The organism is Amycolatopsis sp. NPDC059021 (assembly GCF_042739895.1).
Lineage (GTDB): Bacteria > Actinomycetota > Actinomycetes > Mycobacteriales > Pseudonocardiaceae > Amycolatopsis.
Genome location: NZ_JBHYIQ010000048.1, coordinates 1 through 26,025, shown reverse-complemented (window position 1 = coordinate 26,025; position 26,025 = coordinate 1). Strand labels below are relative to the sequence as shown.

25 protein-coding genes are annotated in these 26,025 nt (G+C 68.1%); 9 read left to right on the top strand and 16 right to left on the bottom strand.

Annotated elements, in window-relative coordinates:
- Positions 1-49: 49 nt before the first annotated feature.
- A complete protein-coding gene (locus ACFWX1_RS26345; RefSeq protein WP_378391711.1) occupies positions 50-1,336 on the bottom strand; it encodes a PhoH family protein in 1,287 nt (428 codons plus the stop codon).
- Positions 1,337-2,069: 733 nt separating this feature from the next.
- Between ACFWX1_RS26345 and ACFWX1_RS26340 the strand changes: the two genes are divergently transcribed.
- Positions 2,070-2,318, top strand: a complete 249-nt coding sequence (locus ACFWX1_RS26340) for a hypothetical protein (RefSeq protein WP_378391629.1) — start codon at positions 2,070-2,072, stop codon at positions 2,316-2,318.
- Between the two features lie 49 nt (positions 2,319-2,367).
- Here the strand turns inward: ACFWX1_RS26340 and ACFWX1_RS26335 are convergent, their stop codons facing one another.
- The gene (locus tag ACFWX1_RS26335; RefSeq protein ID WP_378391627.1) at positions 2,368-3,144 is read right to left on the bottom strand and encodes an isoprenyl transferase; all 777 of its coding nucleotides are present in this window, start codon (positions 3,142-3,144) and stop codon (positions 2,368-2,370) included.
- A 127-nt stretch (positions 3,145-3,271) separates the two neighbouring features.
- On the opposite strand from ACFWX1_RS26335, the gene ACFWX1_RS26330 reads away from it, so the two are divergent.
- On the top strand, positions 3,272-3,913 hold the full coding sequence (locus tag ACFWX1_RS26330; protein WP_378340557.1) for a hemolysin III family protein: 642 nt from the start codon (positions 3,272-3,274) through the stop codon (positions 3,911-3,913).
- A 601-nt stretch (positions 3,914-4,514) separates the two neighbouring features.
- On the opposite strand, the gene ACFWX1_RS26325 is transcribed toward ACFWX1_RS26330, so the two are convergent.
- The 6 genes from ACFWX1_RS26325 to ACFWX1_RS26300 form a co-directional block, all read right to left on the bottom strand.
- A complete protein-coding gene (locus ACFWX1_RS26325) occupies positions 4,515-5,540 on the bottom strand; it encodes an HNH endonuclease signature motif containing protein (protein ID WP_378391625.1) in 1,026 nt (341 codons plus the stop codon).
- 735 nt (positions 5,541-6,275) lie between these two features.
- Entirely contained in the window at positions 6,276-8,168 is a 1,893-nt protein-coding gene (locus ACFWX1_RS26320) for an acyl-CoA dehydrogenase (protein WP_378391623.1), read from the bottom strand.
- A 75-nt stretch (positions 8,169-8,243) separates the two neighbouring features.
- Positions 8,244-9,221 carry an alpha/beta hydrolase family protein gene (locus ACFWX1_RS26315; RefSeq protein WP_378391621.1) on the bottom strand — a complete coding sequence of 326 codons (978 nt, stop codon included), beginning with the start codon at positions 9,219-9,221 and terminating at the stop codon, positions 8,244-8,246.
- Positions 9,222-9,396: 175 nt separating this feature from the next.
- Entirely contained in the window at positions 9,397-9,954 is a 558-nt protein-coding gene (locus ACFWX1_RS26310) for a hypothetical protein (protein WP_378391619.1), read from the bottom strand.
- Between the two features lie 121 nt (positions 9,955-10,075).
- On the bottom strand, positions 10,076-12,073 hold the full coding sequence (locus ACFWX1_RS26305) for a thioredoxin domain-containing protein (protein WP_378391617.1): 1,998 nt from the start codon (positions 12,071-12,073) through the stop codon (positions 10,076-10,078).
- 24 nt (positions 12,074-12,097) lie between these two features.
- Complete coding sequence (locus ACFWX1_RS26300; protein WP_378329895.1) at positions 12,098-12,553, bottom strand: carboxymuconolactone decarboxylase family protein; 456 nt, start codon at positions 12,551-12,553, stop codon at positions 12,098-12,100.
- A 104-nt stretch (positions 12,554-12,657) separates the two neighbouring features.
- Between ACFWX1_RS26300 and ACFWX1_RS26295 the strand changes: the two genes are divergently transcribed.
- Positions 12,658-13,560 carry a LysR family transcriptional regulator gene (locus ACFWX1_RS26295; RefSeq protein WP_378391615.1) on the top strand — a complete coding sequence of 301 codons (903 nt, stop codon included), beginning with the start codon at positions 12,658-12,660 and terminating at the stop codon, positions 13,558-13,560.
- On the opposite strand, the gene ACFWX1_RS26290 is transcribed toward ACFWX1_RS26295, so the two are convergent.
- Positions 13,526-14,056: a CHAP domain-containing protein gene (locus ACFWX1_RS26290; protein ID WP_378391613.1), complete on the bottom strand. Its 531-nt coding sequence runs from the start codon at positions 14,054-14,056 to the stop codon at positions 13,526-13,528. The genes ACFWX1_RS26295 and ACFWX1_RS26290 overlap by 35 nt on opposite strands.
- Positions 14,057-14,191: 135 nt before the next feature.
- Between ACFWX1_RS26290 and ACFWX1_RS26285 the strand changes: the two genes are divergently transcribed.
- Positions 14,192-14,998, top strand: coding sequence for a hypothetical protein (locus ACFWX1_RS26285; protein WP_378391611.1), 807 nt, complete (start codon positions 14,192-14,194; stop codon positions 14,996-14,998).
- On the opposite strand, the gene ACFWX1_RS26280 is transcribed toward ACFWX1_RS26285, so the two are convergent.
- From ACFWX1_RS26280 to ACFWX1_RS26255, 6 genes are all read right to left on the bottom strand, one after another.
- Positions 14,995-15,534 (bottom strand): YbaB/EbfC family nucleoid-associated protein, encoded by a 540-nt coding sequence (locus tag ACFWX1_RS26280; RefSeq protein ID WP_378391609.1) that lies wholly within the window; start codon positions 15,532-15,534, stop codon positions 14,995-14,997. The two genes, ACFWX1_RS26285 and ACFWX1_RS26280, sit on opposite strands and share 4 nt — an antisense overlap.
- The gene (locus tag ACFWX1_RS26275) at positions 15,531-15,923 is read right to left on the bottom strand and encodes a YbaB/EbfC family nucleoid-associated protein (protein ID WP_378391607.1); all 393 of its coding nucleotides are present in this window, start codon (positions 15,921-15,923) and stop codon (positions 15,531-15,533) included. Before ACFWX1_RS26275 ends, ACFWX1_RS26280 begins: the two co-directional genes overlap by 4 nt.
- A 10-nt stretch (positions 15,924-15,933) precedes the next feature.
- Complete coding sequence (locus ACFWX1_RS26270) at positions 15,934-17,049, bottom strand: C40 family peptidase (protein ID WP_378391605.1); 1,116 nt, start codon at positions 17,047-17,049, stop codon at positions 15,934-15,936.
- Positions 17,046-17,384, bottom strand: a complete 339-nt coding sequence (locus ACFWX1_RS26265; RefSeq protein WP_378391603.1) for a hypothetical protein — start codon at positions 17,382-17,384, stop codon at positions 17,046-17,048. Before ACFWX1_RS26265 ends, ACFWX1_RS26270 begins: the two co-directional genes overlap by 4 nt.
- 123 nt (positions 17,385-17,507) lie before the next feature.
- The gene (locus ACFWX1_RS26260; protein ID WP_378391601.1) at positions 17,508-18,323 is read right to left on the bottom strand and encodes a DsbA family protein; all 816 of its coding nucleotides are present in this window, start codon (positions 18,321-18,323) and stop codon (positions 17,508-17,510) included.
- 13 nt (positions 18,324-18,336) lie between these two features.
- Positions 18,337-18,843: a MauE/DoxX family redox-associated membrane protein gene (locus tag ACFWX1_RS26255; RefSeq protein WP_378391709.1), complete on the bottom strand. Its 507-nt coding sequence runs from the start codon at positions 18,841-18,843 to the stop codon at positions 18,337-18,339.
- Positions 18,844-18,931: 88 nt separating this feature from the next.
- On the opposite strand from ACFWX1_RS26255, the gene ACFWX1_RS26250 reads away from it, so the two are divergent.
- The gene (locus ACFWX1_RS26250; protein WP_378391599.1) at positions 18,932-19,762 is read left to right on the top strand and encodes a glutamate ABC transporter substrate-binding protein; all 831 of its coding nucleotides are present in this window, start codon (positions 18,932-18,934) and stop codon (positions 19,760-19,762) included.
- Positions 19,759-22,182, top strand: coding sequence for an ATP-dependent helicase HrpB (gene hrpB, locus ACFWX1_RS26245; protein ID WP_378391597.1), 2,424 nt, complete (start codon positions 19,759-19,761; stop codon positions 22,180-22,182). The genes ACFWX1_RS26250 and hrpB overlap by 4 nt, the downstream gene beginning before the upstream one ends.
- Here the strand turns inward: hrpB and ACFWX1_RS26240 are convergent.
- On the bottom strand, positions 22,179-22,958 hold the full coding sequence (locus ACFWX1_RS26240; RefSeq protein ID WP_378391595.1) for an ion transporter: 780 nt from the start codon (positions 22,956-22,958) through the stop codon (positions 22,179-22,181). The genes hrpB and ACFWX1_RS26240 overlap by 4 nt on opposite strands.
- A 140-nt stretch (positions 22,959-23,098) precedes the next feature.
- On the opposite strand from ACFWX1_RS26240, the gene ACFWX1_RS26235 reads away from it, so the two are divergent.
- Genes ACFWX1_RS26235 through ACFWX1_RS26225 form a run of 3 tightly spaced genes read left to right on the top strand, consistent with a single transcriptional unit; the run spans position 23,099 to position 25,844 of the window.
- Positions 23,099-24,019 (top strand): ABC transporter ATP-binding protein, encoded by a 921-nt coding sequence (locus ACFWX1_RS26235; protein WP_378391593.1) that lies wholly within the window; start codon positions 23,099-23,101, stop codon positions 24,017-24,019.
- A complete protein-coding gene (locus ACFWX1_RS26230) occupies positions 24,016-25,059 on the top strand; it encodes an alpha/beta hydrolase family protein (RefSeq protein WP_378391591.1) in 1,044 nt (347 codons plus the stop codon). The genes ACFWX1_RS26235 and ACFWX1_RS26230 overlap by 4 nt, the downstream gene beginning before the upstream one ends.
- Positions 25,056-25,844 (top strand): ABC transporter permease subunit, encoded by a 789-nt coding sequence (locus ACFWX1_RS26225; protein WP_378391589.1) that lies wholly within the window; start codon positions 25,056-25,058, stop codon positions 25,842-25,844. Before ACFWX1_RS26230 ends, ACFWX1_RS26225 begins: the two co-directional genes overlap by 4 nt.
- The last annotated feature ends 181 nt before the right edge of the window (positions 25,845-26,025 follow it).

Below are 26,025 nucleotides of genomic sequence, written 5' to 3'. Positions count from 1 at the left end.
CTCCTTCACAGCGCTCAGGGCTGTGAAGGAGGCCTTCACGGACAGTCGATCAGCCGTGGTCCTCCAGCATCTCGGTGACCAGCGCCGCGATCGGCGAGCGCTCCGAGCGCGTCAGCGTGACGTGCGCGAACAGCGGGTGCCCCTTGAGCTTCTCGATCACCGCGGACACACCGTCATGCCGCCCGACCCGCAGGTTGTCCCGCTGCGCGACGTCGTGTGTGAGCACCACGCGTGACGCCGTGCCCAGCCGCGAGAGCACCGTCAGCAGCACATTGCGTTCGAGGGACTGGGCCTCGTCCACGATGACGAATGCGTCGTGCAGCGAACGGCCGCGGATGTGCGTCAGCGGCAGCACCTCGAGCATGCCGCGGTCGAACACCTCGTCCAGCACGTCCTGGCTGACCAGCGCGCCAAGCGTGTCGAACACCGCCTGCGCCCACGGCTGCATCTTCTCGCTCTCGGAGCCCGGCAGGTAGCCGAGTTCCTGGCCACCGACGGCGTAGACCGGCCGGAACACCACGACCTTGCGGTGCTGGCGGCGCTCCATCACCGCCTCCAGCCCGGCGCACAGCGCCAGCGCCGACTTCCCGGTGCCCGCGCGTCCGCCCAGCGACACGATGCCGACGTCGGAGTCCAGCAGCAGGTCCAGCGCGATCCGCTGCTCGGCGGACCGGCCGTGCAGCCCGAAGGCCTCACGGTCGCCACGCACCAGCCGGATCCGCTTGTCCGCGGTCACCCGCCCCAGCGCACTCGAGTTGCCGCCCAGCAGCCGCAGCCCGGTGTGACAGGGCAGCTCACCCACGTCGTCGATCCCGAATTCCACCGGATCCGCGGAGTTCGCGCTGAACAGCGTGTCGATCAGCTCCTGCGGGACGTCCACGTCCGCCATGCCCGTCCAGCCCGACGGCGTCACCTCCTGCGCGCGGTACTCGTCGGCGTCGAGGCCGACGGCGCCCGCCTTGACCCGCAGCGGGATGTCCTTGGTCACCAGCGTGACCGACTCCCTCTCGACCGCCAGGTTCAGCGCACAGGCGAGGATCCGGTGGTCGTTGGAGTCGGTGCGGAAACCGACCGGCAGCACCGTCGGGTCGGAGTGGTTCAGCTCCACCTGCAGCGTCCCGTCGTGCTCGCCGATCGGGATCGGCGCGTCGAGCCTGCCGTACTGGCGGCGCAGGTCGTCGAGCAGACGCAGCGACTCACGAGCGAACCAGCCGAGCTCGGGGTGATGCCGTTTCGCCTCCAGTTCACTGATGACGACCAGCGGAAGCACGACGGCGTGTTCGGCGAAACGGGTCACCGCCCACGGGTCGGAGAGCAGGACCGACGTGTCGAGCACGAAGGTGGACCGCTGGATTTCGGGCGAGATCGAGGCTTTCTCCGGGCCAGATTCGGCACCGGTCGAAGAACGGCCAGAGGCCTTGCGGGGCAAACGCTGCGCAGTCACGACGGCATCTCCCTCGAGGGCGTGTGCACCCCACGCCCGCACTCGCTGGGCCGGGCACCTCCCTGGCTGAAACCGCTTCCTCCGACGCCGGATGCGTCAGCGGACACGGCCACGAGGGCCGGGTGCCGGCCCCCTCGTGCATCTCGTGGGCGGCTGCGCCGCCCCTTCGATCACCGCCACGACCAGGGCCTCCCGCGAGGACCCGCACGGTACGCGTGCCCTCACCTCCGGAAGGTACCTACGTCCGGAGGATCCTGCAGGCAGCCACACAGGTGATTCGCCAATTCGTCATCTCACCGTCAGTCGTCCGACATGAACCACCCGTAACCGTGACTCTATGTAATCAGGCCTACGAAAAGGATTCCCTCGACAGCATTGCCTCAGCGAACTTGCTGACTCAACGTGCTTATTCGATCGGCTGACAGCTTTTACCACGAAAGATTTTCAAGCGCATTTTGCGAGCGGACAAGAGAACCGGACCGAGTGAAACCGCCTGGTCAAGGCTCACACGATAGGTGCACCGAGCAAACGGATCCAGTGATAAGCGAGTAATTTTCCAACTACGGGGTCACCCCTTTGGAACCCCCAGTTCCCCAATCCCGACAGTTCTATCGAGGAGCAATAAGTGCTGAAGAAAGCTGGATTCGTCGCAGCCACCGCCGCCGGCCTGATGATGCTGGGCGGCACCGCGTTCGCCTCCACGGGCGGCGCCGAGCCGACCGGCGCCCCGGACCCGACGTTCGGTGACGCGTACACCACGTTCATCCAGGGCGGCGGCGCCCTCGGCTACGGCGCGGCCTCGCTGGTGGCGGGCGCCTACACCGGCATCGCCACCACCCCGGCCCTGGTCGCGCACTCTTTCGCGAACCACTGAGCCAAGTAGGTCGAGGGGCCCCGGAGTTCGCTCCGGGGCCCCTCGCGCGTCAGGCGCCGAACCTGCGATGACGCCAGGCGTAGTCGCGCATCGCACGCAAGAAGTCGACGCGGCGGAAGGCCGGCCAATACGCCTCGGTGAACCAGAACTCCGAATGCGCCGACTGCCAGAGCAGGAACCCGGAAAGCCGCTGCTCCCCCGAGGTCCGGATGATGAGATCCGGGTCGGGCTGACCCGAGGTGTACATGTGCTCGGAGATGTGATCGACGTCGAGGATCTTCGCCAGTTCGCGGATCGAGGTGCCCTCATCGGCGTGCTGGAGCAGCAGCTTCTTGACCGCGTCCGCGATCTCCTGGCGGCCGCCGTAGCCGACGGCGATGTTGACCTCCATGCCCTGCCGGTTCTCCGTGCGCGCCGCCGCCGCGGTGAGCCGCTCGGCGACCTCGGCGGGCAGCAGGTCGAGCGCGCCCACGATCCGCAGCCGCCACGGCGTGTCCGGCCCGGCCAGCTCGTCGGTGACGTCGGTGATGATCTTGAGCAGCGGCGTCAGCTCGTCGGGATCCCGGTTGAGGTTGTCGGTGGAGAGCAGCCACATCGTGACCACCTCGACGTTGGCTTCCTGGCACCAGCTCAGGAAGTCCGCGATCTTCTTCGCGCCCGCGCGATGCCCGTCCGCGACGTCGGTGAAGCCCGCTTCCCTGGCCCAGCGGCGATTGCCGTCGAGCATGATGGCGATGTGGCGCGGATGGCGGCCTGCGGCCTGCTGGATCAGGCGCCGCCCGTACGCGCTGTAGACGATTGTGGACAAGAAGGACCGGAGACTCACGTCACGGGAGCGTACGCACCCTCGGAGAGACGTGTGACTCGCCACGGGTACTGGCGAAAAACCTACGGTTACGTAGCCTTGGCATGTGACCCTCGCGACTGAACCCCAGCCGTCCAGCCCGCTGCCCGTGGACTCCCGCCCGCGGCTGCGAGGGCATATCCACTTCTGGTCCTTCTTCGGCGCCGTCGCCGCCGCTGCGACCCTGATCAGCCTGGCCGCGTCCACGGTGTCTCCGGTCGCCGCGCTGGCCACGAGCGTCTACGGCCTGACCGTGCTCGGTGTCTTCGGCGTCAGCGCGCTCTATCACCGTCGTGTGTGGAGCCCGACCGCGTACAAGTGGATGAAACGGGCGGATCACTCGATGATCTTCCTGTTCATCGCGGGCACCTACACGCCGTTCACCCTGCTCGCGATGCCGAAACCGACCGGTTACGTCATCCTGGGCATCGTCTGGGGCGGCGCCATCCTCGGCGTCACGCTCAAGATGCTCTGGCCGACCGCCCCGCGCTGGCTCGGTGTGCCGATCTACATCGCGCTCGGCTACGTCGCGGTCTTCGTCATGCCCGAACTCGCCACCCACGCCGGCGTCGCCGCGCTCGTGCTGCTGTGCGTCGGCGGCCTGTTCTACACCCTCGGCGCCGTCTTCTACGCGACCAAGTGGCCGAACCACTGGCCGGACACCTTCGGGTACCACGAGTACTTCCACGCCTGCACGGTGCTGGCGGCGGTGTCGCACTACATCGCGATCTGGCTGGCGATGTACGCCTAGCTAGCTGAGCTTTGCCCTTGTAGATCTTTCCCTGATCATCACGCCACCAAGCCACTGCCTGATCTTTTTCTCAGGTTCCGAAGGAAGCCTTCGACAGCCTTCCGCGTCCGTTCGTGGCCTGCTGGAGCAGGTGCGTGTAGACGGCAGACCAAAGGGATACCTATTCTACCCGCAGCACCGGCACAAGATCGCGGTTATGGCGCATGAGTCCGAGATCGCCGTCGCCAGGTGGTGCACGTGCTCCCACATCGAAACACCATCCCGGTATCAACTGCGGAACCGGCCGCCCAAAGGTGCTTCGGACGCCATCGAATCCCTAATCCACGATGCACGATTCTGACTGGGGCGCCCGCTTCAGCAAGGTTCTGACGGCAAAGGCTCCGCACTGAGCCAAGACCCGGATGATGTTCGGAGCCCCCAAGGGCGAGAGCGTCGCTCTGCTTGGAGCCGAGGAGGCTAGCATTCGCTACCCTGTCAGACGACCTAGCAACGGCACTCAGCAGTCTACAAGAAGACGGGCCACAAGCCTAGCGCTTTGGGCGACGGACAGCCCGTGCCTCTGTCACTCCACCTTAAATTCACCATGAGAAAAATCAACCCCTCAAGGAATCGAATCAAACAATAGAACTCTTTTTCGACGCCTCAACCTTGACTCCTTATTTCGGTCAAGTCGATACAATGCCACGTTATAAGCCCAAGCGTGCGTTGAAACCTTCTTATCTATGCCAAAATGCCTTCCGGTAGCCACATCAAGCACCCGATGATACTCCTCGTGAAGTCCCCAGGAAAAGCTTGAGAAGTCATCTTCCTCCCATCCATAGAGGTGGGCTAGCTCAAATTTGACCGCATCGACAAAATCCAATTCTGATCGGTCATATTTTCCTATTCTTGAGCCAAACTTCAAAGCCCACTCCTTGATCTTCTCCGGTGCACCTTCCCATTTGCTGCCAGAATCTCGCATTTCCGCATAGTCAACCCATGCCCAGAAACCTTCGGCATCGGCAATATCAGGCGCATCGCGATGATGCTCATCGCATAGTAAGGCGAAATTACGAACGTTCATAGAGCCACCTAGCGACACGGGAACGACATGTGCGCGCTCGGCCGGCCTACGCCAACAAATGAGGCAGCACGGGTCGCCGCTCATTCCAAGGTAATCAGCTATGACTTCCTTCGAAGGAGGCGACTTGCGCTCATCACTAATAAGCTCTCGCGATTGTACCGACAAAGTATCCACATCATACCAGAAACCATCCTCATCTTTTGGGTAAGCAATGTCAAGCCGATCCGGCAGGTCGTTACACTGCTTCTTATCATTTTTTACCTCAAACATCGGTGTGCTAGCACCAGTAAGATACGGAAAGAGATATTCGAGGGTAAAGTACCTCATTATTTCCCATGCGTCACGATCATATCCACCCTCGTCATTCCTGTGCCCCTGAACTCTAAGATAGAGGTATCGCGGGGCGCCAGGCCTAGCACGCTGCGCCCTCTGCACAACTTGGAAGATGCGATGAGCGCAGCGTTCGAAGTTCTCATAGACAGCCATGTCATGATAAATCAGGATTCCGTTTCGACGCTTCTTTTCGCCACTTTTCGCGCCATTTTTTCCGCTTCGTTTCGCCACCTGTACCTCCCTGATTCAAATGGAGTCATTCAAAGTTCCGACTGCCGTCGGAAATGGAGTCTTATTCTTTCGTCTGCATTTTGTTATACTCAAATCCACTTACCCACCCCAGACAACGGTGCGCCACAGATGGATCAAGAGGAGTTCTTAACTATCATGTCTTCTTTTGGTCGAAATATCGCTAAGATTGACTCCCAGCTTCCAGCGGAATGTGCAATTCTACATCAATCCTCTCGATGACCCGCACGAGTCAGGCTAAATGATCGGCAAGGTGCTATTCCTCGATAGCCTAAACGGCGATCCCGTAGTCGTGTTCTTGCACATCGCAGAAATGAGCGGCTAGTGCATATCCCAAACGGCCTTCTCAAAAGCGGAGCCCACATGTCAGGTGTGATGTAGCAACTGGGTCTCGCCGACGTCAGCCGCAGTGACGTTTCCGACAGTGCGCCGCAGGGGCAGGGTTGCCTGCGAAGTCAGGGACGCGGCCGGTGCGATGGCAGCGGCGACGGGCCAGCGACCCGCGTGGGCGCCGACCGGCGCCTCGTCTTGGGCACGCATAAGCCCTCAATTCCTCGCAGATGTGGAGGTGGCCACGGTGCCTGACACTGCCCAGCCTGGCCGACGGGAAAGAGACCACGAGGGCACGGCCCGCCCCCTGTAGCCGGGAGGGCACCAGCCCGACCTCATTGTGAACGCCAAGGTGCCGGTCGGTGCGCTAGTCCCGGCCTGCCCTGTTCAAGCGAATAGCATGGGGGCGGCCAGGAATTGTTCGGGGACGGCGAAAGCGTCGACGAGAGTTCGCGCGTGAGGCCGGAGAGCCGCGCACAGGGAGTTGACGGCGGCGGTCAGGGCCTTGGAGCGGGCGGCGGTGAGGCGGCCGTGTTCGAGGAACCAGGCGCGGTCGGCTTCGAGGGTGGAGAGGGCGTAGAGATCGCAGACCCGCTCAAGCAGCGCACGGGCGTCCGGGTCCGCGCAGCGGGATAGAGCCGAAACGAAAGCCTGCAGGACCAGGTGGTCGACATGGACGCGGCCGGCGCGCAGGACGTGGTCTTGGGCGGAGTTGAAGACCCCGAAAGGATCGGAAACAGCGCGGCGCAGGCGTTGGGCGACACCGGCCAGGACGTGTTCCTCGCGGTCTTCGAACATGCGGAGTTGCCAGTCGCGGTCGAACAAGACCTCTGAATCAGCGGATTCGGTGAGGCGTTCGAGGAACTTCAAAGCGGCCGTGCGTTCCAGGACCGCGTCGACCACTTGCTCGGCGACGAAGCGGGCGGTGGCCAAGGGGCTCAGGTCCGCGAAGAATTCCTTGTAGCTGGTCAGCAGGCCCTTCGCGACGAGTTGCAGCAGCACCGTGTTGTCGCCTTCGAAGGTGGTGAAGACGTCGGTGTCGGCTTTCAGGGCGGGCAGCAGGTTTTCGGCGAGGTAGCCCGCGCCGCCGCAGGCCTCGCGCGCGGCTTGGATGGTGGACGTCGCGTGCCAGGTGGCGACGGCTTTCAGTCCTGCGGCGCGGGATTCGAGTTCGCGTTGTTCCTCGTCGGGGGCGTCGGCGGGGATGTCGTGCAGCTTCGAGACCAGTTCTTCCTGGGCGAAGTGCAGGGCGTACGTCGCCGCGAGAGCGGGGAGCAGTTTCCGCTGGTGGCCCAGATAGTCCAGGATCGCGACCTCTTCGCCGTCCGGTTTGGCGAACTGGCGCCGCGTTTCGCCGTAACGCACGGCCAGGGTCAGCGCGCGTTTCGTCGCGTTGCCCGCGCTGCCCGCGACGCTGACGCGGCCTCGGATCAACGTACCGAGCATGGTGAAGAAGCGCCGTCCGTCGCTCTCGATCGGACTCGAGTACGTCCCATCCGGGGCGACGTCGCCGAAGCGGTTCAGCAGGGCCTCGCGCGGGACGCGGACGTGGTCGAAGCGCAACCGTCCATTGTCGACACCGTTCAGGCCCGCCTTGACCCCACAGTCCTCAATGGACACACCGGGCGCGGGGGCACCGTCGATGCGGATCGGGACTAGGAAGGCGTGGACGCCGCGGGATTCGCCGCCGGTCTCCAGCTGGGCGAACACCACGGCCAGCTCGCCGTCGCGGGCGGCGTTGCCGATGTACTCCTTGGCCGCACTCGTGTCCGGGCTGTGCACGACGAACTCGGCCGACGCGGGATCGTAGGTGGCCGTCGTCCGCAGATGCTGAACATCCGAGCCGTGCCCGTGTTCCGTCATCGCGAAACAGCCGAGCAGGTCGAGATCCTTGATCCGCTGGAGATACCGCGAGTGGTGCCTCGACGTCCCCAGCAGCTGCACGGCGCCACCGAACAGTCCCCATTGGACCCCGGCCTTCACCATCAGCGACAGGTCCCCGAAGCCGAGCATCTCGAACGACGTCACCGAACCACCGACGTCACCCCCGCCGCCGTACGCGGGATCGAAACCCAGGCCGGGCAGGTCCGTGGTGGCGAGCTTCCGCAACTGATCCAGCACTTGCGCGCGGTGTGCCTCGACGTCCAAACCCACCGTCTCACGGAAGGACGCGGCCGTCATCTGCGCGCGGACGTCGCGCCGCAGCGCGGCCCATCGGCCGTCGAGCACGGCGGTCAGCGCGTCCGGGTCCACCTTGGCGGGTACGGCTGGGACGTCCACGATTCCTCCGGTGCGGCAGGCTGGTTACCCTTACTCGCCAGCCTGCCGCACTACTGCGGATCTCGCAGGTCAGAGTCAGACCCGCAGGCGGCTCGCGAAGAACGAGACGATCTCGCGGACGGCGTCGCCGCGCTGCTGTGCCGGTGTCAGCTTGCCGACGCAGTTCGCGGGCGCGTCGTCCTCCCCGCCGATCTTGCCGGGTGACCATTCGGTGTTGAAGAAGTTGTGGTTCGCCCCGGTGAGCGTCACCGCGCCGGCATCGGGGTTCTTTCCCTTGACGTCCTTGACGTATTGCAGGCCTACGACGCCGACAGCGCCGTCGCAGCTGGCGACGACGACTTTGAACGGCACCCGGGTGACCAGCACGTCGCTGGTGTTTTCCTCCGGGTAGTTGAAATAGACCGGCGCGAGCGGGACGACCGCGCGGATCCGGACGCCGGCAGGCCACTCGGGCGTGTGCTTGTCGGAGGCCTGCCACATCACGCCCTTGCCGCCGCGGGAATGGCCCATCGTTCCGACGCGGGTGAGGTCGACGTGTCCGCGGAAGCGCCCGAGGGCACCCACCAGCGGACCCTCACCGCGTGCGAGGTCGCGCCACAGCTCCAGGTGTTTGTTGACCAGATGAGCGCGGGAGTAGTAGCCCTCCTCACCGAGGAGATGCGCGTTGATGGCGTTGGCGCTGATCGAGACAACGATGAAGCCTCGCTCGGCCAGCTTCTCACCGAGGTAGTCGTAGCCACGGAAGCTCGGCAGCGGTCGCTGCCCCGGCGGGCACGGCCAGTCGCCCTGTGGTGTCTTCGCGACGGGGTCCACGCAGCTCCACCAGCTGCCGTGCTCCTGCACGATCAGCGGATGCGGACGTCGGCCGAGGTCGCGCGGGTAGTGCACGACGGCGGCCAGCTCCATCGGCACGGACACGGTCGGATCGCGGAAGGCCTGATCGCCGAGGTTGTACTCGACGACGCCGACGCCCTGGGTGGCTGCCGCCTGCGGTGCCGCGATGGTCACCAGGGCCAGAACCAAGGCGGCGACGGCCGCACGAAAGAACTTCATGGCGGACAGGGTGCCGAAGAAGTGTCAAGGACTCATGAGCGTCGCCGCCGCGCATGAACCACACGGTCGGCTCGCGTACCTGAGCAGTCGGCTGACGTACCCGGAGAGTCGGCTCGCCGGCCGACCGTCGGGGTACGTGAGCCGACCCTCTGGGTACGCGAGTTCGCCGGTGGCGTCAGCCCAGGTCCGGGCCCTTGGCGCGCAGATCGTCCACTTTGGTCATGGCCTCGCGCAGTTCGGCCAGCCAGGTGTCGGCGTGCTGGCCGACGAGGCGGACCGCCCACGCCAGTGCCTCCGAGCGCGAGCGCGCGACGCCGGCGTCGACGAGCGTGTCGAGGACCTGGCGTTCCGGTTGCCGCAGCCGGGTCATCACCGGCGCGGACAACGTCGTGAACAGGACCTTCGTGCCGCCGATCCTGGCGCCCCAGGCGACCTTGCGTTGATAGCGGTGTTCGGCCTGCCGCGCGATTTCGATGCGCTCGTCCCGCGTTTCCTCGCGGAACCGGCTGATCCGGCCCTCCTCCGCGGCCGCGCGGGCCGCGTCGTCGGCGTAGTCACCGGTCAGCGGCGGCAGCTCGCCGACGATGACGATCTCGTCCCGGTCGACGGTGACCTCCGCGTCCCCGGTGAACCAGCCGTCCGGCAAGCGCCCGCCGAACCACGCGGCCGCGTCGTCCGCCGAGGGCACCTCGGTCTGCTGCCAGCCACCGCGGCCCTTCCATCCTCGTCCCATGTGTCCCACCACCCCGAAGCACGTGTTCATGGTCGCCTCCAGCGACGATTACATGATTACATCGCTACCGACGATACGCCGAATACAGGCTTTGACCAGGATGTTCGCTGTCAGCGCACGGTCAGAGCTGAGCGGTGACGGCCTCGGCGGTGGTCACCGGCCGGTCGCAGACGTAGCCCCGGCAGACATAGGCCGCCGCGACGCCGTCGACCAGCGGACGGTCGGCCAGCAGCGGGACGCCGGGAGCGTCGGGCGCGCCGCCGAGCACGATGCCGCCGCCGTGGATCGACCGCGCGGCCGCGTTGACCAGTTCGTCGCGTGCCGAGCCCACCACCGCGACCTGCACCGGGCCCGCTTGGGCCGCTTCGGCGACGGAAAGCCAGTGCCCGGCGAACCGCGGTACGCGCGCGGCCAGCAAGCCAACCCGGCGCAGCGCCTGCTCGGCGGCCTCGCGATACCGGCTCGAAGACTCGACACCGGTGAGTGCCGACGCCGTCAGCAGCGCACCCGCGAGCGCCGAAGCGCCGGACGGGCTGGCGTTGTCGCCGGGGTCGGAAGGACGCTGTACCAACGTTTCCGCGTCGTCGGCTGTGTCGTAGTAGGCGCCGGGAGCGCCCTCGACGGCGAAGTGCGTCAGAGCGAGGTCGAGCAGCCGGGTGGCTTCGGTCAGCCAACGGGGTTCGCCGGTCGCCTGATGCAGCGCGAGCAGACCGTCCGCGACGCACGCGTAGTCCTCCAGCACACCGGCCGCCTCACCGACGACGCCGTCGCGCGAACTCCGGCGCAGCCTGCCGTCGACGACATGGACGTCCAGCAGCAGTTCGGCGGCGCCACGGGCCAGGTCTATCCATTGTGGACGTCCCAACGCGACACCGGCCTCGGCCAGCGCGGTGATGGCCAGGCCGTTCCACGCGGCGATCACCTTGTCGTCCCGGCCCGGCTGCGGACGGATTTCCCGCGCGTCGAGCAAGGCCAGCCGAACCCGTTCGAAGCGGTCCGCGTCCTCCGGGTCACGCAGCAGGCGCAGCGTGGAAGCGCCCTCTTCGAACGTGCCGGATTCCGTGACACCGAACAACTCCGCGGCCCACGAACCCTCGTCGTCACCCAGAACGGAACGCAGCTGCGAAGGTGTCCAGACGTAGGTCAGGCCCTCGACGCCGTCGGTGTCGGCGTCGAGTGACGCGGCGAATCCGCCTTGCTCGGTCAGCAGGTAGCCCTCCAGGAAGGACGCCGTTCCCTCGGCGACACGCCAGGCTGTCGCCGAGCCGGTCCGCCGCGCGAGATGAGCGTAGAAACGCAGCAGCAAGACGTTGTCGTACAACATCTTCTCGAAGTGCGGCACCACCCACGCGCCGTCGACCGAATACCGCGCGAAGCCGCCGGCGAGCTGGTCGTACATGCCGCCGCGCGCCATCGCCTCGGCAGTTGAGTCCACAAGCGACAGTGCGACGTCCGAACCCGTGCGCTCATGGTGCCGGAGCAGGAACTCCAGCACCATGGACGGCGGGAACTTCGGCGCGTCACCGAAGCCGCCGTTCACCGGGTCGGCTTCGCCCTGCAGCTTCTCGACAGCCGCGGCCAGCACCGTCGAGTCCACTTCGGACTCACGCAGCGGGCCGCTCTGCTCGGCCAGTGCTCCGACGATCTGCTGTGCCCCGGAACGCAGCTCGTCGGGCCGGTCCTGCCACGCCTCGGCGACCGCGACCAGGAGCTGACTGAAGGACGGCATCCCGTGCCGCGGTGCCGGCGGATAGTAGGTGCCGCAATGGAACGGTTTTCCCTCCGGGGTGAGGAAACACGTCATCGGCCACCCGCCCTGCCCGGTCATCGCCTGGGTCGCCGCCATGTACACGGCGTCGATGTCGGGACGCTCTTCGCGGTCCACCTTGATGTTGACGAAGTGCGCGTTCATCAACGTCGCGGTCTTCTCGTCTTCGAAGGATTCGTGCGCCATGACGTGACACCAGTGGCAGGCCGCGTACCCGACCGAGAGCAGGATCGGCACGTTCCGGCGCCGCGCCTCGGCCAGCGCCTCCTCGCTCCACGGCCACCACTCCACCGGATTTTCGGCGTGCTGGAGCAGGTACGGGCTGGTCGCGGTCGCGAGTCGGTTCGCCATGCCCTCAGGGTCGCATGCCTGCGCTCAGGACGCGCCACCGGCGAGCTGCCGCGTGGTCACATTGATCCGGTTCCAGGCATTGATCGCCGCGATCGCGACCACCAGCGCCGCGAGGGATTCCTCGTCGAAGTGGTCGGCGGCGTCGTCCCAGACGTCGTCGGGCACCGGGTCCGACCGGTCGGCCAAGCGCGTCGCGGCCTCGGTCAGTGCGAGCGCCGCGCGCTCCTCGTCGGTGTAGTACGGCGCCTCACGCCACGCGGCGACCGACCACAGCCGCTCATCGGTCTCGCCCGCCTTCTTGGCGTCGCGGGCGTGCATGTCGACGCAGAAGCCGCAGCCGTTGATCTGACTCGCCCTCAGCTTCACCAGCTCCAGCGTGCTCTTCGGCAGGTTCGTCCCGGCGAGGTACATCTCCAGCGCCACCATCGCCTTGTAACCGCCGGCAGCCAGCTTCGGCAGGTTCGTCATCCGTGCGCGCATCGTGTGTTCTCCCTGTTCAGAAGGTCTCTTCGACCTCTTCACCCTCTCGCGGGAGCAGCCCCCGAACAACGCGGGAACCCGAGTCGATCGATAACATGGAGGTTATGGAACTGCGGGACATCGAGATCTTCCTGACGCTCGCCGAGGAGCTGCACTTCGGGCGCACGGCCGAGCGTCTGCACGTCTCACAGGCCCGGGTCAGCCAGAGCGTCAAGCAACTCGAACGCCGTATCGGCGCGCCACTGTTCGCGCGCACGAGCCGCCGGGTCGAGCTGACGCCGATCGGGCAGCGGTTGCGTGCCGACCTCGCGCCCGCCTACCAGGGCATTCACGACGGGATCGCCCGCGCGGTGGCCGCCGGACGCGGGATCGGCGGGGTGCTGCGCCTCGGCTTCGAAGCACCCGGCGTCGCCGACCTCGTCGCGGATCTGCTCGACGCCTTCCGTGAACAGCACCCGGACTGCGAGGTACAGATCCGCGAGGTCGACTTCGCTGACCCGTTCGGCATGCTTCGCGCGGGCGAGGTCGATGCACTGATCACGCTGTTCCCGGTGGACGAACCGGATCTCGTCGCCGGGCCGGTCGTGTACAGCGAACCGATGGTGCTCGCCGTCCCGGCCCGGCATCCGTTCGCGCGACGCGAGCACGTCACGCTCGAAGACCTCGCACGGGATCGCGTGCTCCGCGCGGCGAATCCGCCCGCGCCGTACTGGATCAACCCGCCCGAACCGTGGCATACCCCGGGCGGCAAGCACGTCGAACGCGGGGAACCGCTGGAGACGTTCCAGGAACTGCTCGCCGTCATCGCGAACGGCGGCGGGATCTGCCCGCTCGCGGCGCACGCGACGACGTACTTCAGTCACCCGCGGATCGCGTTCGTCCCATTCCGCGGATCCCCCGACGTCGGCTGGGGCGTGATGTGGCGCCGCGCCGGGGAAACCGCACGGGTGAAGTCCTTTGTGGACGTCGCGGTTAGGTTCCCGGCGCGAAGTGGATCACCCAGCTGATCTGGCTCGACGGCACGACGCGCGAGCTGTACCGCAGCGGCGTCGACCAGTTGTACTCCTCCACGGTCACCTGATCACCCGCCACAGCGGCGATGTAGGCGACATGTCCTGGCGGAGCGAGCTTCCCGGGATCCCACTGCGCGATCGCACCGGCCTTCGGCACCCGGTCGACGTCGTAGCCGAGCTTGCGCCCGTTGGCCGCCCACTCCGGGGCGTTGCCCCAGTGCCCGACGATTCCGTTGCGGGACATGGAGTTGTGGAAGTACCCGGTCAGCTGTTCCATCCGCCAGGCCACGAACGACGTGTCCTGCCCGGAGTAGAAGGCCCACCGGTCCACGACGTCGGGCTGATCGCGGTACGGATAGTCGTCGCCGCTCGGCAACGCCGCGGAACCGACGACCTCGCCGCGCGGTTCGGCGGCCTGTGCGGGAGCCGCGACCATGGTCGCGAACAGAAGCGCGAGAGCGGCACTGAGTACGGTTCTCGTCGGTGCCATGTCGGGATTTCACCTTTCCATCGGGGACCGGAGCGTCCATGATCTCCACGTGGGGACCGCCGGAAAACCGGCGCACGGGAAGTCCAGCCGATCGAGCGGAGAATCGGCGACTCGGCGTGACGAGGGGGAACGAGAATGAGCAAATGGCCTAGATTCGCGCCACCGATGCTGGTCGTGCTCGGCGTGCTGGTGGTGGGCGGAATCGTCTTCGCCACCACGCGGGCACCGGCGTCCGACACCGGCGAAGCACGGACAAGCGCGGTGGAAACGGTGTGGAGCGACCGTCAGGCCGAGGTCACGGCCGTGCGTCCCGGTCCGGAGCCGGACGTCGTGATCGCGCGGGTCACCGTGCCCGCCGGAGAGCCGGACTGCGCGCGCTCACCGCACGTCGACAAGGTCACCGAAGAGAACGACACGGTCTCCGCGAACATCGTGTACACCACGCGTTCGACGCTGTCCCGCGAAGCCTGTCCGCGCAAGGAAGAAATCGACGTCCCGCTCACCGCGCGGTCGCCGATCGGGGATCGCGAGATCTCGCTCAACCGCGGCCGGACCTGGCACCGGAAGGGCGCCGAATACGGACACTGTGACGAATACCTGGGTTGTGTCCCACCCGCCGACCACTGCGCCGAGCCGTGGATCAACCAGACGGTGTTCAGCGCCGACGTGCCGGTCAACCGCCTGCACGGCGCCCGCGAGGTGCGCGGCTGCGATCAGAACTGGCTCATCCTCGACCTCAACCGGCACGTCGGCGACTGTCCGCCCGCGGAAGGCGCGCCCGCCTGCCAGAACACGCGCCGCGCCAACCGGGTCTTCTACCACTGGGCGGGCAATGGCTGGAAGAGCTTCGCGGGCGCGAAAGACGGTGGCTGCACCGAGGTCACAGCGGTGGAGCCGGAGTTTCCGCCGGCGTTGTGCGAAAAACTGGCCGCGCCGAACTAGCGGTCGGAGCGGAGCGAGGCCGGGTCGAAGGATTCCCAGTACGCGTCATCGTCTTCGTGCGCGGCGCTCGCAGTGTCCACAGTGGACGCAGTCGCGGGCGGAGCTTCGCCGAGCCGCTGCGCGCGTTGCCGCTGGAACTCTTCGACGGTCATGCCCGGATCGTCGTCCTCCGCCCGCGCGGGCGCGGGCATCCCGGACATCTGCTCGATCATGTACGTCATATCCTCGCCGAGCAGCAACGCGACCTTGTTGTAGCTGTCCTGCGTGGCCTCGCGCATCGCGGCCTGGGTCACCTCGACGATCAGCGAACCGAGCCGGTCGTGGCCCCAGTTCACCGCGTCCGGGGCGAGCCACAGGCGCTGCAGCTTGCCGCGCGCGTCGACGGTGACCTCGATCGTTCCGTCGACGTCGTGCGCGGTGCCGCGTGCCTGTGCCATCAGGGATTCGACCTGCGCGAGCGCGTCCTGCCGGGCGCGGGCCTGGTCGATCAGCTGTCTGGTGGTCGAGGTGACCGGGACTTGCTCCACCGTGCTCATCTCCCGTAGTACCCGGCGGGCGGTTCGGCGTCGACGTCGTCCTCCGGGATCGGCTCGAAGCCCAGCGACTTCAGGTTCTCGTCGTCGGGACCGAGGACCGGCGCCAGCTGGTGGTACATCCGGTCTCCGGCGCGGCGGGTCGCGCGCTGGGCGAGTTCGAAGATCTGCTCGGCCAGCGCGGCCGAGCCGTAGCGCAGCGCGGAGCGGCTCAGCTCGATCCCGGTGAGCAGCCCGCCCGGCGCGACCTCGACCTTGACCGCGCCGTCACCGGACTCGGCGCGGCCGACGACCGGCCCGCTCCTGGCGAAGCGTTCATCGGCCTCGCGGGCCGTGCGTTCCACCTGCTCGGCGACCCGCGCGGACGCGAGGTCGATGTCGAATTCCGCCATATCGCCCAGATTATCCGGTCGGCCGGTAGAAGCCGATGAAGGACTGCCCCGCATTGGTGGTGCGGATCTTGCTGACCTGCACCGGATCGCCCGCCTCGACCATCTGGCCGTCGCCGATCACCATCGCCACGTGCCCGGACCACACGACGAGGTCGCCGGGCAGCAGCTGATCCATCGACGGAACCTCGGCGCCGACGGTCTGCTGGGCCGCGGTACGCGGCAGTTGCAGACCCGCTTCCTTGTACGACGTCATGGTCAGCCCGCTGCAGTCGAGCCCCTGCCCGCGCGCCGTACCGCCCCATACGTACGGGACGCCGAGCTGCGACAACGCGGCCCGCACGGCCTTCGCCGCTGTCTCGTTCGGAGCCTTGACGGTCTTGCCGCCGGGCAGGTTGACGTCGACGCCGGTGCCGGGCTGCGGCGGGATCGCGACCGGCAGGCGCGGCTTGTGCGCACCGCCGCCTCCGCCGCCGCCACCACCGCTGCCGCCCCCGTCGCCGCCACCACCGGAGTACCCGGAGTTGTTGTTGAACTGCGAGCCGACGTGCGTGGTCGAAGCGCTGCTCGCCGAAGTCGACTCGCCGCCGCCGAGCTTGGTGCCGATGTCGGTGAGCTGGTTGATGGTCTGCTCGCTGAACGTGGCGGCCTGGCCGGTCAGCTCGCCGATCTTCGCCTGGAGCTTGGTGAGGATGTCCCGCGAGGCGGCCGCGCGGCTTTCCGGCGGCTGGATGGTGTTCACCGCCGCGAGCGCCTTCATCGAGGCCGAAATCTCCTTGATGATCTGGTCGCGGACCTGGTCGTTCTTGATCTCGCCGACGTGCAGTGCCTCGGCGGCCTCGGCGACGGCCTTCTCGATCTCCGCGCTCTCGTCGAGCACGGACTGGACCTCTTTCTCGAGGCTCTGCGAGGTCGCGGTGGCGCGGTCGGTGGTGTTGCCCGAGCTGGCGTTGACGAGGTTGACCCGCTGCGACCCGGCGTGGTCCTGCGCCTTCGACATCGACGTCTGCAGCGCGACGTGGCCGTCACGGGCGCCGTTGATCGCCACCGGATCGTGCCGCAGCTTCTGCGCGAACTGGTTCGTGGTGTGCAGGCCGTGCTGGACGACCTGGTCGACGTGCCCGGTCACGAGAGGTCCTTGCCCAGCCGGCGCATCGTCTGGCCGTGCTCGTCCTCGACCGCGGCGTAGTTCGCCTGCGTCCGGCGCGAGGCGTCGCCGACCTGCTGCCAGTTGCCGCCGATGCTCTTCATCCGCTCCTGCAGCGCCCGCATCCGGCCGCTGTAGGCACCGGAGAACCCGGATTCGCCGCCCATCTCGGAGAAGCCGTGGCCGCCGAGGGTCACGTGCGGGCCGACGTGCTTGTCGGCCGCGCCCTTGACGTCGTCACCCAGCGGGTCGACCTGGCGTGCGTACCGTTCGTACGCACCCTCCTCGACGTGGAAACCCTTGTGCGTGCCGTCCACTCCGCCCCTCCTGTGGTCCATCCAGGGGTGCGACGCGTACGGCCCTGCCCTGGTTCCCCTCGCCACTGCGGGTCCAGAGTAGACCACCGGGCGTGTCCGGGCGGGCGAAATGCCGGGATCGGCTCAGCCGGCGAGCGCCTGCTGCAGCCAGCCCTGCTGCTGCCAGTTGACGATCTTGCCGCCCGCCAGGACGGTCGGCGTGCCGAAGCCCTTCTTGCCGCCGGGGAAGGACTGTTCCAGGTTCGGGTCCTTCAGAGTCTGCTGGAAGGCGTCGTTGAGCGGCTGGTTGTAGGCCCCGGAGTTGATCGCGTCGGCGAACTTCGGATCGGTGATCCCGAGGTCCTGGCCCAGCTTGATCAGCTGGCCCTTGTCGTACCCGCGGCCGCCCTCTTCCGGCTGGTTCTTGAACAGCGCGTCGTGATAGGCGGTGAACTTGCCGGCGTCGGCCGCGGCGAGCGAGGCGTTCGCGGAGTCGAGCGAGTAGCCCGGCGGGTCCGAGTTCTTGTTGAGCAGCGGCACCATGTGATAGCGGACGAGCAGCTGGCCGGAGTTGACGGCCTGCTCGATCTGCTGGCCGTAGGCCTTCTGGAACTCGCCGCAGATCGGGCAGAGGAAGTCGGCGTAGACGTCGATCGACGCCTTCGCGTCCGGCTTCCCGGTCTGCACCACGACGCCGTCGCGCTTCTCGACGACCCCCGCCACCGGCGGCGTGGCCGGTGCGCTGGACGTGCCGGGATTGATCGCCTGCTTCTCGGTCGTGTTCTTCGACGCGTTGATCCAGATCACGCCGCCGATCACGGCGACGGCGACCACGACTATCGCGACGACCGTGACTATGACCTTCCGCCGGTCACCGGAAGCACCCCGCGCCTGCGCGACCGCGCGCGCGGCCTGTGCCTGCTGACGACGTTTCCGAGCGCCGCGCTCAGCTCCACCCACTGTTGTTCCTACCTCAATTTCCTTCTGGTACCTCGGAGTAGTCGTGCTCCGGTGCGGCCGGGTTCCCGCGACCGCGGCCGAGCCAGCGATCCACCGAGAACCACGTCGACGGCCGGGCCAGCAGCCAGACCGCGAGCAGCAGGAAGCCCGTGTCGCGCAGGATCTCCTGCGGGTACTGCGTCTGCCCCGGCGCCACCTGCCCGCCGCCGCCGAAGCAGCCGCAGTCGATGCTCAGCCCGCGTGCCCACGACTGGGCGATCGCGGCGATCAGCACCAGGAACAGCAGCAGCGACACGCCCGCCACCGGCCGCGTCCACAACCCGGCCAGCAGGAACAGCCCGAGCAGCAGTTCCAGCAGCGGGAGCATCGTCGCGACCGGCCCGACCAGCCCGTGCGGCAGCACGTCGTAGGCCTGAACCGCGATGTAGGTCTGGCCCGGTTCGCTGATCTTCAGCGCACCCGAAACCAGCCACACGGCCGCCAGCCCGAGGCGGGCGAGCGTGCCGACGGTGTCGAGCACGGCTTGGGACGGTCGCAACACGCGCATAGGCTAGCCGCTTGACCTGAGAACAAGGTGAGTCCTCGAAGCCGGCGAACGGAGTGGACGGATGCGGGCACGCGCCATCCTCACCCTCGCGTTTCTGCTGCTGACCTGCGTGAGCTGCGGCTCCAAGCCGGTGGCGCCCGGCGATTCGGTTGTCGCCAAGGCCAGTGCCGGGAATCACCTCACCATCGGGATCCGGTTCGACGCGCCGGGGCTTTCGCTGCGCACGATCGACGGACGTTTCGTCGGCTTCGACGTCGACGTCGCCCGGTTCGTGGCCGGTGAGCTGGGCGTCGAGCCGCACAACATCAGCTGGCACGAGACCACCTCGGCCACCCGGGAGAGTGATCTCGCCAACGGCGTCGTCGATCTCGTCGTGGCGACCTACTCGATCACCGACAAGCGCAAACAGCAGGTGGCCTTCGCCGGGCCGTACTTCGTGACCGGGCAGGATCTGCTCGTGCGGCGTACTTCCCCCGACATCACCGGCCCGGAGACCCTCAACGGGCGCAAGCTGTGCTCGGTCGCCGGGTCCACCCCGGCCCAGCAGGTCCGCGACCGGTACGCCCAGGCCGTGAAGCTCGTCGAATACCCGCGTTACCCGGACTGCGTGACGGCGCTGCTCGCCGGGCAGATCGACGCCATCACCACCGACGCGGTGATCCTCGCCGGATATGTCGGACAGGATCCCGAACTGCTGCGTCTCGTCGGCAAACCGTTCTCGACCGAGAGATACGGCGTCGGGCTGCGCAAGAACGACACCGACGGCAAGGCAGCGGTCGGCAAGGCGATCCAGAAGATGATCTCCGGCGGGGAATGGCGGCGATCGCTGAGTACGAACATCGGGCCGTCCGGCTACCCGATCCCCGCCCCGCCCGAGGTCACCGAGCAGTGATCCCCGCCGAACTGCCGGATCTGCCGGTCCGCTCCGTGCTGCCCACGGTCACCGCCGCACTGGCCGAACACGGCACCGCCGTCCTCGTCGCTCCGCCGGGTACCGGGAAGACCACCCTGGTCCCGCTCGCGCTGGCGTCCGGCTCCGGGCGCGTGATCGTCGCCGAGCCGCGTCGGCTGGCCGCGCGGGCCGCCGCCGCGCGGATGGCGTCGATCCTGGGCGAGCGGGTCGGCGAGACCGTCGGGTATTCGGTCCGCGGGGACCGGAAGGTGTCAGCGCGGACGCGGATCGAAGTGGTGACGTCCGGGCTGCTGGTGCGGCGGGTGCAGGGCGACCCCGAGCTGCCGGGGGTGTCCACGGTCCTGCTCGACGAATGCCACGAACGTCATCTGGACGCGGATCTGCTGCTCGCGCTGCTCCTGGACGTCCGCGCCGGCTTGCGGGAGGATCTGCGGCTGCTCGCGACGTCGGCGACGGTCGCGGCCGGGCGGCTCGCGGCATTGCTGGGCGACGCGCCGGTGCTCACCGCCGAGGCGCGGACGTATCCGGTGACGATGACCTACCGGCCGCCTTCGCGCGGTGAACGTCCGGAGGCGACGGTGGCCAGGACCGTCCACACAGCACTGTCCGAAGGCGACGGTGACGTCTTGGCGTTCCTCCCCGGCGCCGGGGAGATCGCGCGGACCTCCGCCTTGCTCGGCGGACTGTCCGGAGTGGACGTCCTGCCGTTGCACGGACGGCTTTCCATGGCGCACCAAGACGATGCGCTGCGGCCTCGTGAACGACGTCGTGTCGTGCTCGCGACGGCCGTCGCCGAATCGAGCCTGACCGTGCCCGGTGTCCGGGCGGTCGTGGACTCGGGACTGGCGCGCGTGCCGCGCGTGGATCACCGGCGCGGCCTGCCGGGGCTCGCGACGGTCCGGGTTTCGGCGGCCGTCGCCGAGCAGCGGTCCGGACGCGCCGGGCGTGAGGCAGCCGGGCGCGCCTACCGGTGCTGGGCCGAGCACGAGCAGGCCACGCTCCCGGCGTATCCCGAACCCGAAATCCGCACTGCCGACCTCGCGCGATTCGCGCTCGAACTGGCCTGCTGGTCCACTCCGGACGGAAGCGGGCTGGCCTGGTGGGACGAACCCGGCGAGGGCGCCTTGGCGGCAGGACGGGCTTTGCTGGTCGCCCTCGGTGCGACGGACGCGGACGGCACGGCCACTTCGCGTGGACGCCGGATGGCCGAACTGGGCCTGCATCCCCGGCTGGCCCGCGCGTTGCTCGACGGCGCCGCCGCGGTCGGGGCGCGGAACGCGGCGGAGGTCGTCGCACTGCTCGACGTCGGCGGTTCGCTGACCGACGTCGAGGCGGAACTGCGACGGCTGCGTGGCGGTGGCGACGACGCAGCGCGGCGCTGGAAGGCCGAGGTACGGCGGCTTTCCGGTCTGGTGCGCGACGACGGGGCCGGCCGTCGTCCCGACCCGGCGCTGGTGGTGGCGCTGGCGCATCCCGAACGACTGGCGCGACGGCGTTCCGGGACGGCGCCGGTGTATCTGATGGCCGGGGGAACCGCCGCGGAACTCCCGCGTGGCAGCGGCCTCGGCGATGTCGAATGGCTCGCGGTGGCCGAAGCGACCCGGGATCCCGGCCGCGCGCACGGCACGATCCGGCTGGCGGCCGCGGCTGATCTGCCGCTGGCCACGCGCGCGGCACCGAATCTGGTGTCCGAAGTGGACGAAGTCGCCTGGTCCGGTGGCGACGTGGTGACACGCCGCGTCCGGCGGCTCGGCGCCATCACGCTTGCCGAGCGCACACTGTCCAAACCGGACTCATCTGCCGTGCGTGAGGCGCTGCTGACCGGGTTGCGCGAGGAAGGCCTCGGGCTGCTGCGGTGGACGTCGGACGGGCTCCGGCTGCGTGCGCGGATGGCGTTCCTGCACCGGGCCATCGGCGCACCGTGGCCCGAGGTGGACGACACCGCTTTGGTGTCCACTGTGGATTCTTGGCTGGACCTTTCACGGGCGCGACGGCGCGCCGACCTCGCGACGATCGACGCGGGGGCGGCGTTGCGCGGGCTCCTGCCGTGGCCGGAGGCGTCCCGGCTGGACGAGCTGGCGCCGGACCGGCTCGAAGTGCCGTCGGGCTCGCACATCCGTGTCGACTACGACGGTGATCAGCCGGTGCTGGCGGTGAAGCTGCAGGAAACGTTCGGCTGGACGGAGACGCCGAAGGTCGCGGACGGGCGGGTTCCGGTGCTGCTGCACCTGCTCTCCCCCGCCGGGCGCCCGGCCGCTGTCACCGCTGACCTGGCGTCGTTCTGGCGCACCGGATACGCCGCGGTGCGCGCGGATCTGCGCGGCCGCTACCCCAAACATCCGTGGCCAGAGGACCCGACGACGGCGGCCCCCACCCGGCACACGACGCGTCGACGTTAGCGCAGCTCGTACTGTGGCGTCGCGGGCAGGCGGGCGGCGAGGTCCGTGTCGTGGTCCTCGTGCAGCCCCAGTTCGACCGCCTGGCGGATCTGCTCGCGGTTCTCCCGCACGACGTGGGCGAAGAAGTCGTCGATCCGCGGGTCGACGAGAACTTCGAGGACGACCCGCATCGCAGTGTCCACAACGGACGCGACGACCTCGTCGTGGAAAGGCAATCTGGACAGCCGCCCGGCCTGGGGGTCGTTCTTCAGCTTCTCCGCGATGATCTCGCGCAGCATTTCACGGTGGTCGCCGAGCGAACGCGCCAGATTCTGCGGATAGTTGCCGGTCTCGACGACCTTGACCACTTCGTCCATGACGGCGAGCGTGACGGGTTTCTTGATCGCCAGCACGATCGGCCGGGACATCCGCTCGACCAGCCGCTGGGTGAACAGTTCCCCGAACGCGCGGTCGGCGGTGCGGGCGAGGCGGACCAGCACGACCACGATGCGCAGGAGCCGGAATCCGCGCAGCGCCGGATGCGCGATCGGGATCATGCCGAGGAGCTCGTACCAGTTGCGCAGCGGGAAACGCTTCTCCCAGCCGTTCTTGCGCCACCGCCACAGGAATTCGAGCGCGAAGACCCCGCAGACCGACGTGTCCAAGACGAAGATCACGTGCGCGGTCGCCTCGGAATGCGGGAAGAAGGTGACGTAGGCGAGCAGACCGACGGAGAACACCGCCAGGACGAGCATGACGACGTCGAGCGGGCTCACCCGCCGGGCACCGGTGATCATGGGCCGATTGTGCCTTCCCCTACGGGTGCCCGCCGCCTGCCCCTGCCGAAAGTCGGGGGTGGGCGCCGACCGTCGGCCGATGTCCCGGTGGGTCACGCTCTCGCAGACTTCCCGGGCAGGCAAAGAAACCGGGAGGTCTCATGATCACGCTTCGCGGATTGACGAAGCGCTACGGGGAGAAGACGGTCGTCGACGATCTGACGTTCTCCGTCCCGCAGGGCAGGGTGACCGGCTTCCTCGGCCCGAACGGCGCGGGGAAGTCGACCACGATGCGGATGACGCTCGGGCTCGACGCGCCCCACGCGGGCGAGGTGCTCATCGACGGCAAACGCTACGCCGAGCTGCGGCATCCGCTGCGCGAGGTCGGCGCGCTGCTGGAGGCGAAGGCGCTCCATCCGGGACGCAGCGCGGGCAAACATCTGCTGGCGATGGCTCGCAGCAACGGCATTCCGGCGCGGCGCGTCGAAGAGGTGCTGGCGACGGTCGGGCTCACCGACGTCGCGGGCAAGCGCGCCGGGCAGTTCTCGCTCGGGATGGGGCAGCGGCTCGGGATCGCCGGCGCGTTGCTGGGTGATCCCGGCGTGCTGATGTTCGACGAACCGGTCAACGGCCTCGACCCCGACGGCGTGCGCTGGGTTCGGCAGCTGATGCGCTCGCTCGCCGAGGAAGGCCGCACGGTGTTCGTGTCGAGCCACCTGATGAGCGAAATGCAGCTGACCGCCGACCGGCTCGTGGTCATCGGCAAGGGAAAGCTTCTCGCGGACGCGACGATCGACGAGTTCATCGCGGCGAACTCGCGGAGCACGGTCGCGGTGCGCGTGCCGGTGCCCGCCGAGTTGCGGAAACTCGACGAGCGGCTGCGCGCGGAAGGCGTGACGACCCAGGTGACCAGCGCGGCGGAACTGTTCGCCCACGACGTCACCGTGGGGACGGTCGGCGATCTCGCGCATGAGCTGGGCGTCCGGCTGCACGGGCTGGCCGAGCGGACGGCGTCGCTGGAACAGGCGTACATGGAACTGACCGCGTCGTCGGTCGAGTACGGCACGGGGGTGGCGGCATGAAACGGCTGTTCGTACTGGTTTCCGTTGTGCTGGCGGGTTTGCTGGGGGTGTCCGCCAGCGCGTCCGCGATGCCGGCGCTGTCCCTGCCCGAACCCGGCGGGCCCTACTCGATCGGGCGGCAGGTGTTACACCTCACCGGGCGGGCCGACCCGTGGCAGCCCGCGCAACGCCGCGAGCTGATGCTGTCGATGTGGTACCCGGCGGCACCGGCCGGGAAGCCCGCGACCTGGGTGACGCCGGCCGAGTCCGCCGCGTCGATCGCCGGGCGGCACCTCGACCTGCCGCCGGACACGATGTCGCGAGTTCGGGTCCACGCAAGGGAAAACGCGCCGGTGCTACCGTCGCGCGGGCGTCCGCTGGTGCTGCTCTCGCCGGGCGCGGGCAACAGCCGGTCGACACTGACGGCGCTGGCGGAACGGCTCGCGTCGCAGGGGTTCGTCGTCGCGGGCATCGACCACGCCTACGAGGCTTGGAACGTCGAGTTCCCCGGCGGGCGGCTGCTCAGCTGTGTCGCATGTGGACAGCCGGGCGACCCGTGGCCGCGGGCGATCGCGAACCGGGTGCTGGACGTGTCCTTCGTGCTCGACACGCTGCTGCGTGACCGGCGCTGGCCGATCGACCCGGCCCGGATCGGGATGGCGGGACACTCGGCGGGCGGCTCCGCGGCGGCCGCGGCGATGACGTCCGACCGGCGGATCCGGGCGGGCGTGGACATCGACGGCCCGTTCTTCGGCACGGTGTCGCTCGACCGGCCGTTCGCGGTGCTGGAAAGCCCGCTGGGCAAGAAGTCGTTCGAGGCGAGCTGGACGGAGAACTGGCCTCGGCTGACGGGCTGGAAACAGCGGCTGCTGCTGGAGGACAGCGGCCATTCGACGGCGACCGACGAGGCCGTCCTCATCGATCAGCTCGGCCTGCGGGGCAGCCTGCCGCCGGAGCAGGTGCGGAACCAGTACGGCTCGATCGACTCGTCGACGGGTCTCGACTTCTACCGGGACTACCTGGCGAACTTCTTCGGCGGCTTCTTGAAGGGAGCACGATGACCACGACACAGGTGCACGCCGGCGGCGGCTTCTCCGGCGCGGTGGCCTCGGAATGGACGAAACTCTGGTCGGTGCGCGCGACCTGGTGGTGCCTGTCGAGCGGGGTCGTGCTGATCCTCGGCTTCTCGGTGATCCTCGGCGTCACGCAGCGGATATCCGACGACCGCCCGGTCGGGGCCCACGGCGTCGCGGCCACCGGCGCGTTCTACCTGGCGCAGTTCGCCGTGGTCGCGCTGGCGACGCTGTTCATCACCAGCGAATACGCGAGCGGCGGCATCCGCTCGACGCTGCAGTGGGTCCCGGTGCGCTCGCGGGTGCTCGCCGCGAAGTCCGCGGTACTGGCGCCGGTGCTGTTCGGCTACGGCGTGGTGCTGGCCCTCGCGGCGATGGCACTGGCCTCGGTGGTGATGGGCCCGCACGGCCTGCCGACCTCACTCGGCGCGGGCATGACGACGGTGCTGGGCATGGGCGCGTACTTCGCCCTGCTCGGGCTGCTATGCCTCGGCATCGGGACTGCGCTGCGGAGCGCGGCGGGCGCGATGGTGACGGTGTTCGTGCTGCTGCTGATGCTGCCGCTGGTCCTGGCCGGCTTCGCAGGCCCCGACGTGCCGAACTACTTCCCCGGGATCGCCGGCCTCAACGGGATGATCGAAACCGGCGCGCGGAACCCGGTGTTCGACGGGGTCGCGCCGTACGCGTCCTGGGTCGGGACGGCGATCTGCGCGGGCTGGGCCGCGGCGGCGCTGGTGATCGGCGGGGTGGTGTTCAAGCGCCGCGACGCCTGAGGGCGCGGGGTGCGGAGCGGGCCGTCCTGCGGGCAGAAGTGGAGCAGGGGACCTTTACTAACGTTGGTTAGCACGCTAATCATTGGCAGGCTCACTGACGATAGCAAAGGTCCCTTGCTCTCTTTCCGCAGGTCAGAATGGTCCGTGGGGGCCTCCTTGAGGGACTCTAGCTCCCTCAAGG

Bases quoted from the DNA above. Each gene is read 5' to 3' on its own strand.
- ACFWX1_RS26300 (WP_378329895.1), bottom strand. From the start codon at position 12,553: ATGCGCGCACGGATGACGAACCTGCCGAAGCTGGCTGCCGGCGGTTAC.
- ACFWX1_RS26290 (WP_378391613.1), bottom strand. From the start codon at position 14,056: ATGGCACCGACGAGAACCGTACTCAGTGCCGCTCTCGCGCTTCTGTTC.
- ACFWX1_RS26305 (WP_378391617.1), bottom strand. From the start codon at position 12,073: ATGGCGAACCGACTCGCGACCGCGACCAGCCCGTACCTGCTCCAGCAC.
- ACFWX1_RS26280 (WP_378391609.1), bottom strand. From the start codon at position 15,534: ATGAGCACGGTGGAGCAAGTCCCGGTCACCTCGACCACCAGACAGCTG.
- ACFWX1_RS26240 (WP_378391595.1), bottom strand. From the start codon at position 22,958: ATGATCACCGGTGCCCGGCGGGTGAGCCCGCTCGACGTCGTCATGCTC.
- ACFWX1_RS26285 (WP_378391611.1), top strand. From the start codon at position 14,192: ATGAGCAAATGGCCTAGATTCGCGCCACCGATGCTGGTCGTGCTCGGC.
- ACFWX1_RS26235 (WP_378391593.1), top strand. From the start codon at position 23,099: ATGATCACGCTTCGCGGATTGACGAAGCGCTACGGGGAGAAGACGGTC.
- ACFWX1_RS26275 (WP_378391607.1), bottom strand. From the start codon at position 15,923: ATGGCGGAATTCGACATCGACCTCGCGTCCGCGCGGGTCGCCGAGCAG.
- ACFWX1_RS26230 (WP_378391591.1), top strand. From the start codon at position 24,016: ATGAAACGGCTGTTCGTACTGGTTTCCGTTGTGCTGGCGGGTTTGCTG.
- ACFWX1_RS26310 (WP_378391619.1), bottom strand. From the start codon at position 9,954: ATGGGACGAGGATGGAAGGGCCGCGGTGGCTGGCAGCAGACCGAGGTG.
- ACFWX1_RS26225 (WP_378391589.1), top strand. From the start codon at position 25,056: ATGACCACGACACAGGTGCACGCCGGCGGCGGCTTCTCCGGCGCGGTG.
- ACFWX1_RS26250 (WP_378391599.1), top strand. From the start codon at position 18,932: ATGCGGGCACGCGCCATCCTCACCCTCGCGTTTCTGCTGCTGACCTGC.
- ACFWX1_RS26315 (WP_378391621.1), bottom strand. From the start codon at position 9,221: ATGAAGTTCTTTCGTGCGGCCGTCGCCGCCTTGGTTCTGGCCCTGGTG.
- ACFWX1_RS26295 (WP_378391615.1), top strand. From the start codon at position 12,658: ATGGAACTGCGGGACATCGAGATCTTCCTGACGCTCGCCGAGGAGCTG.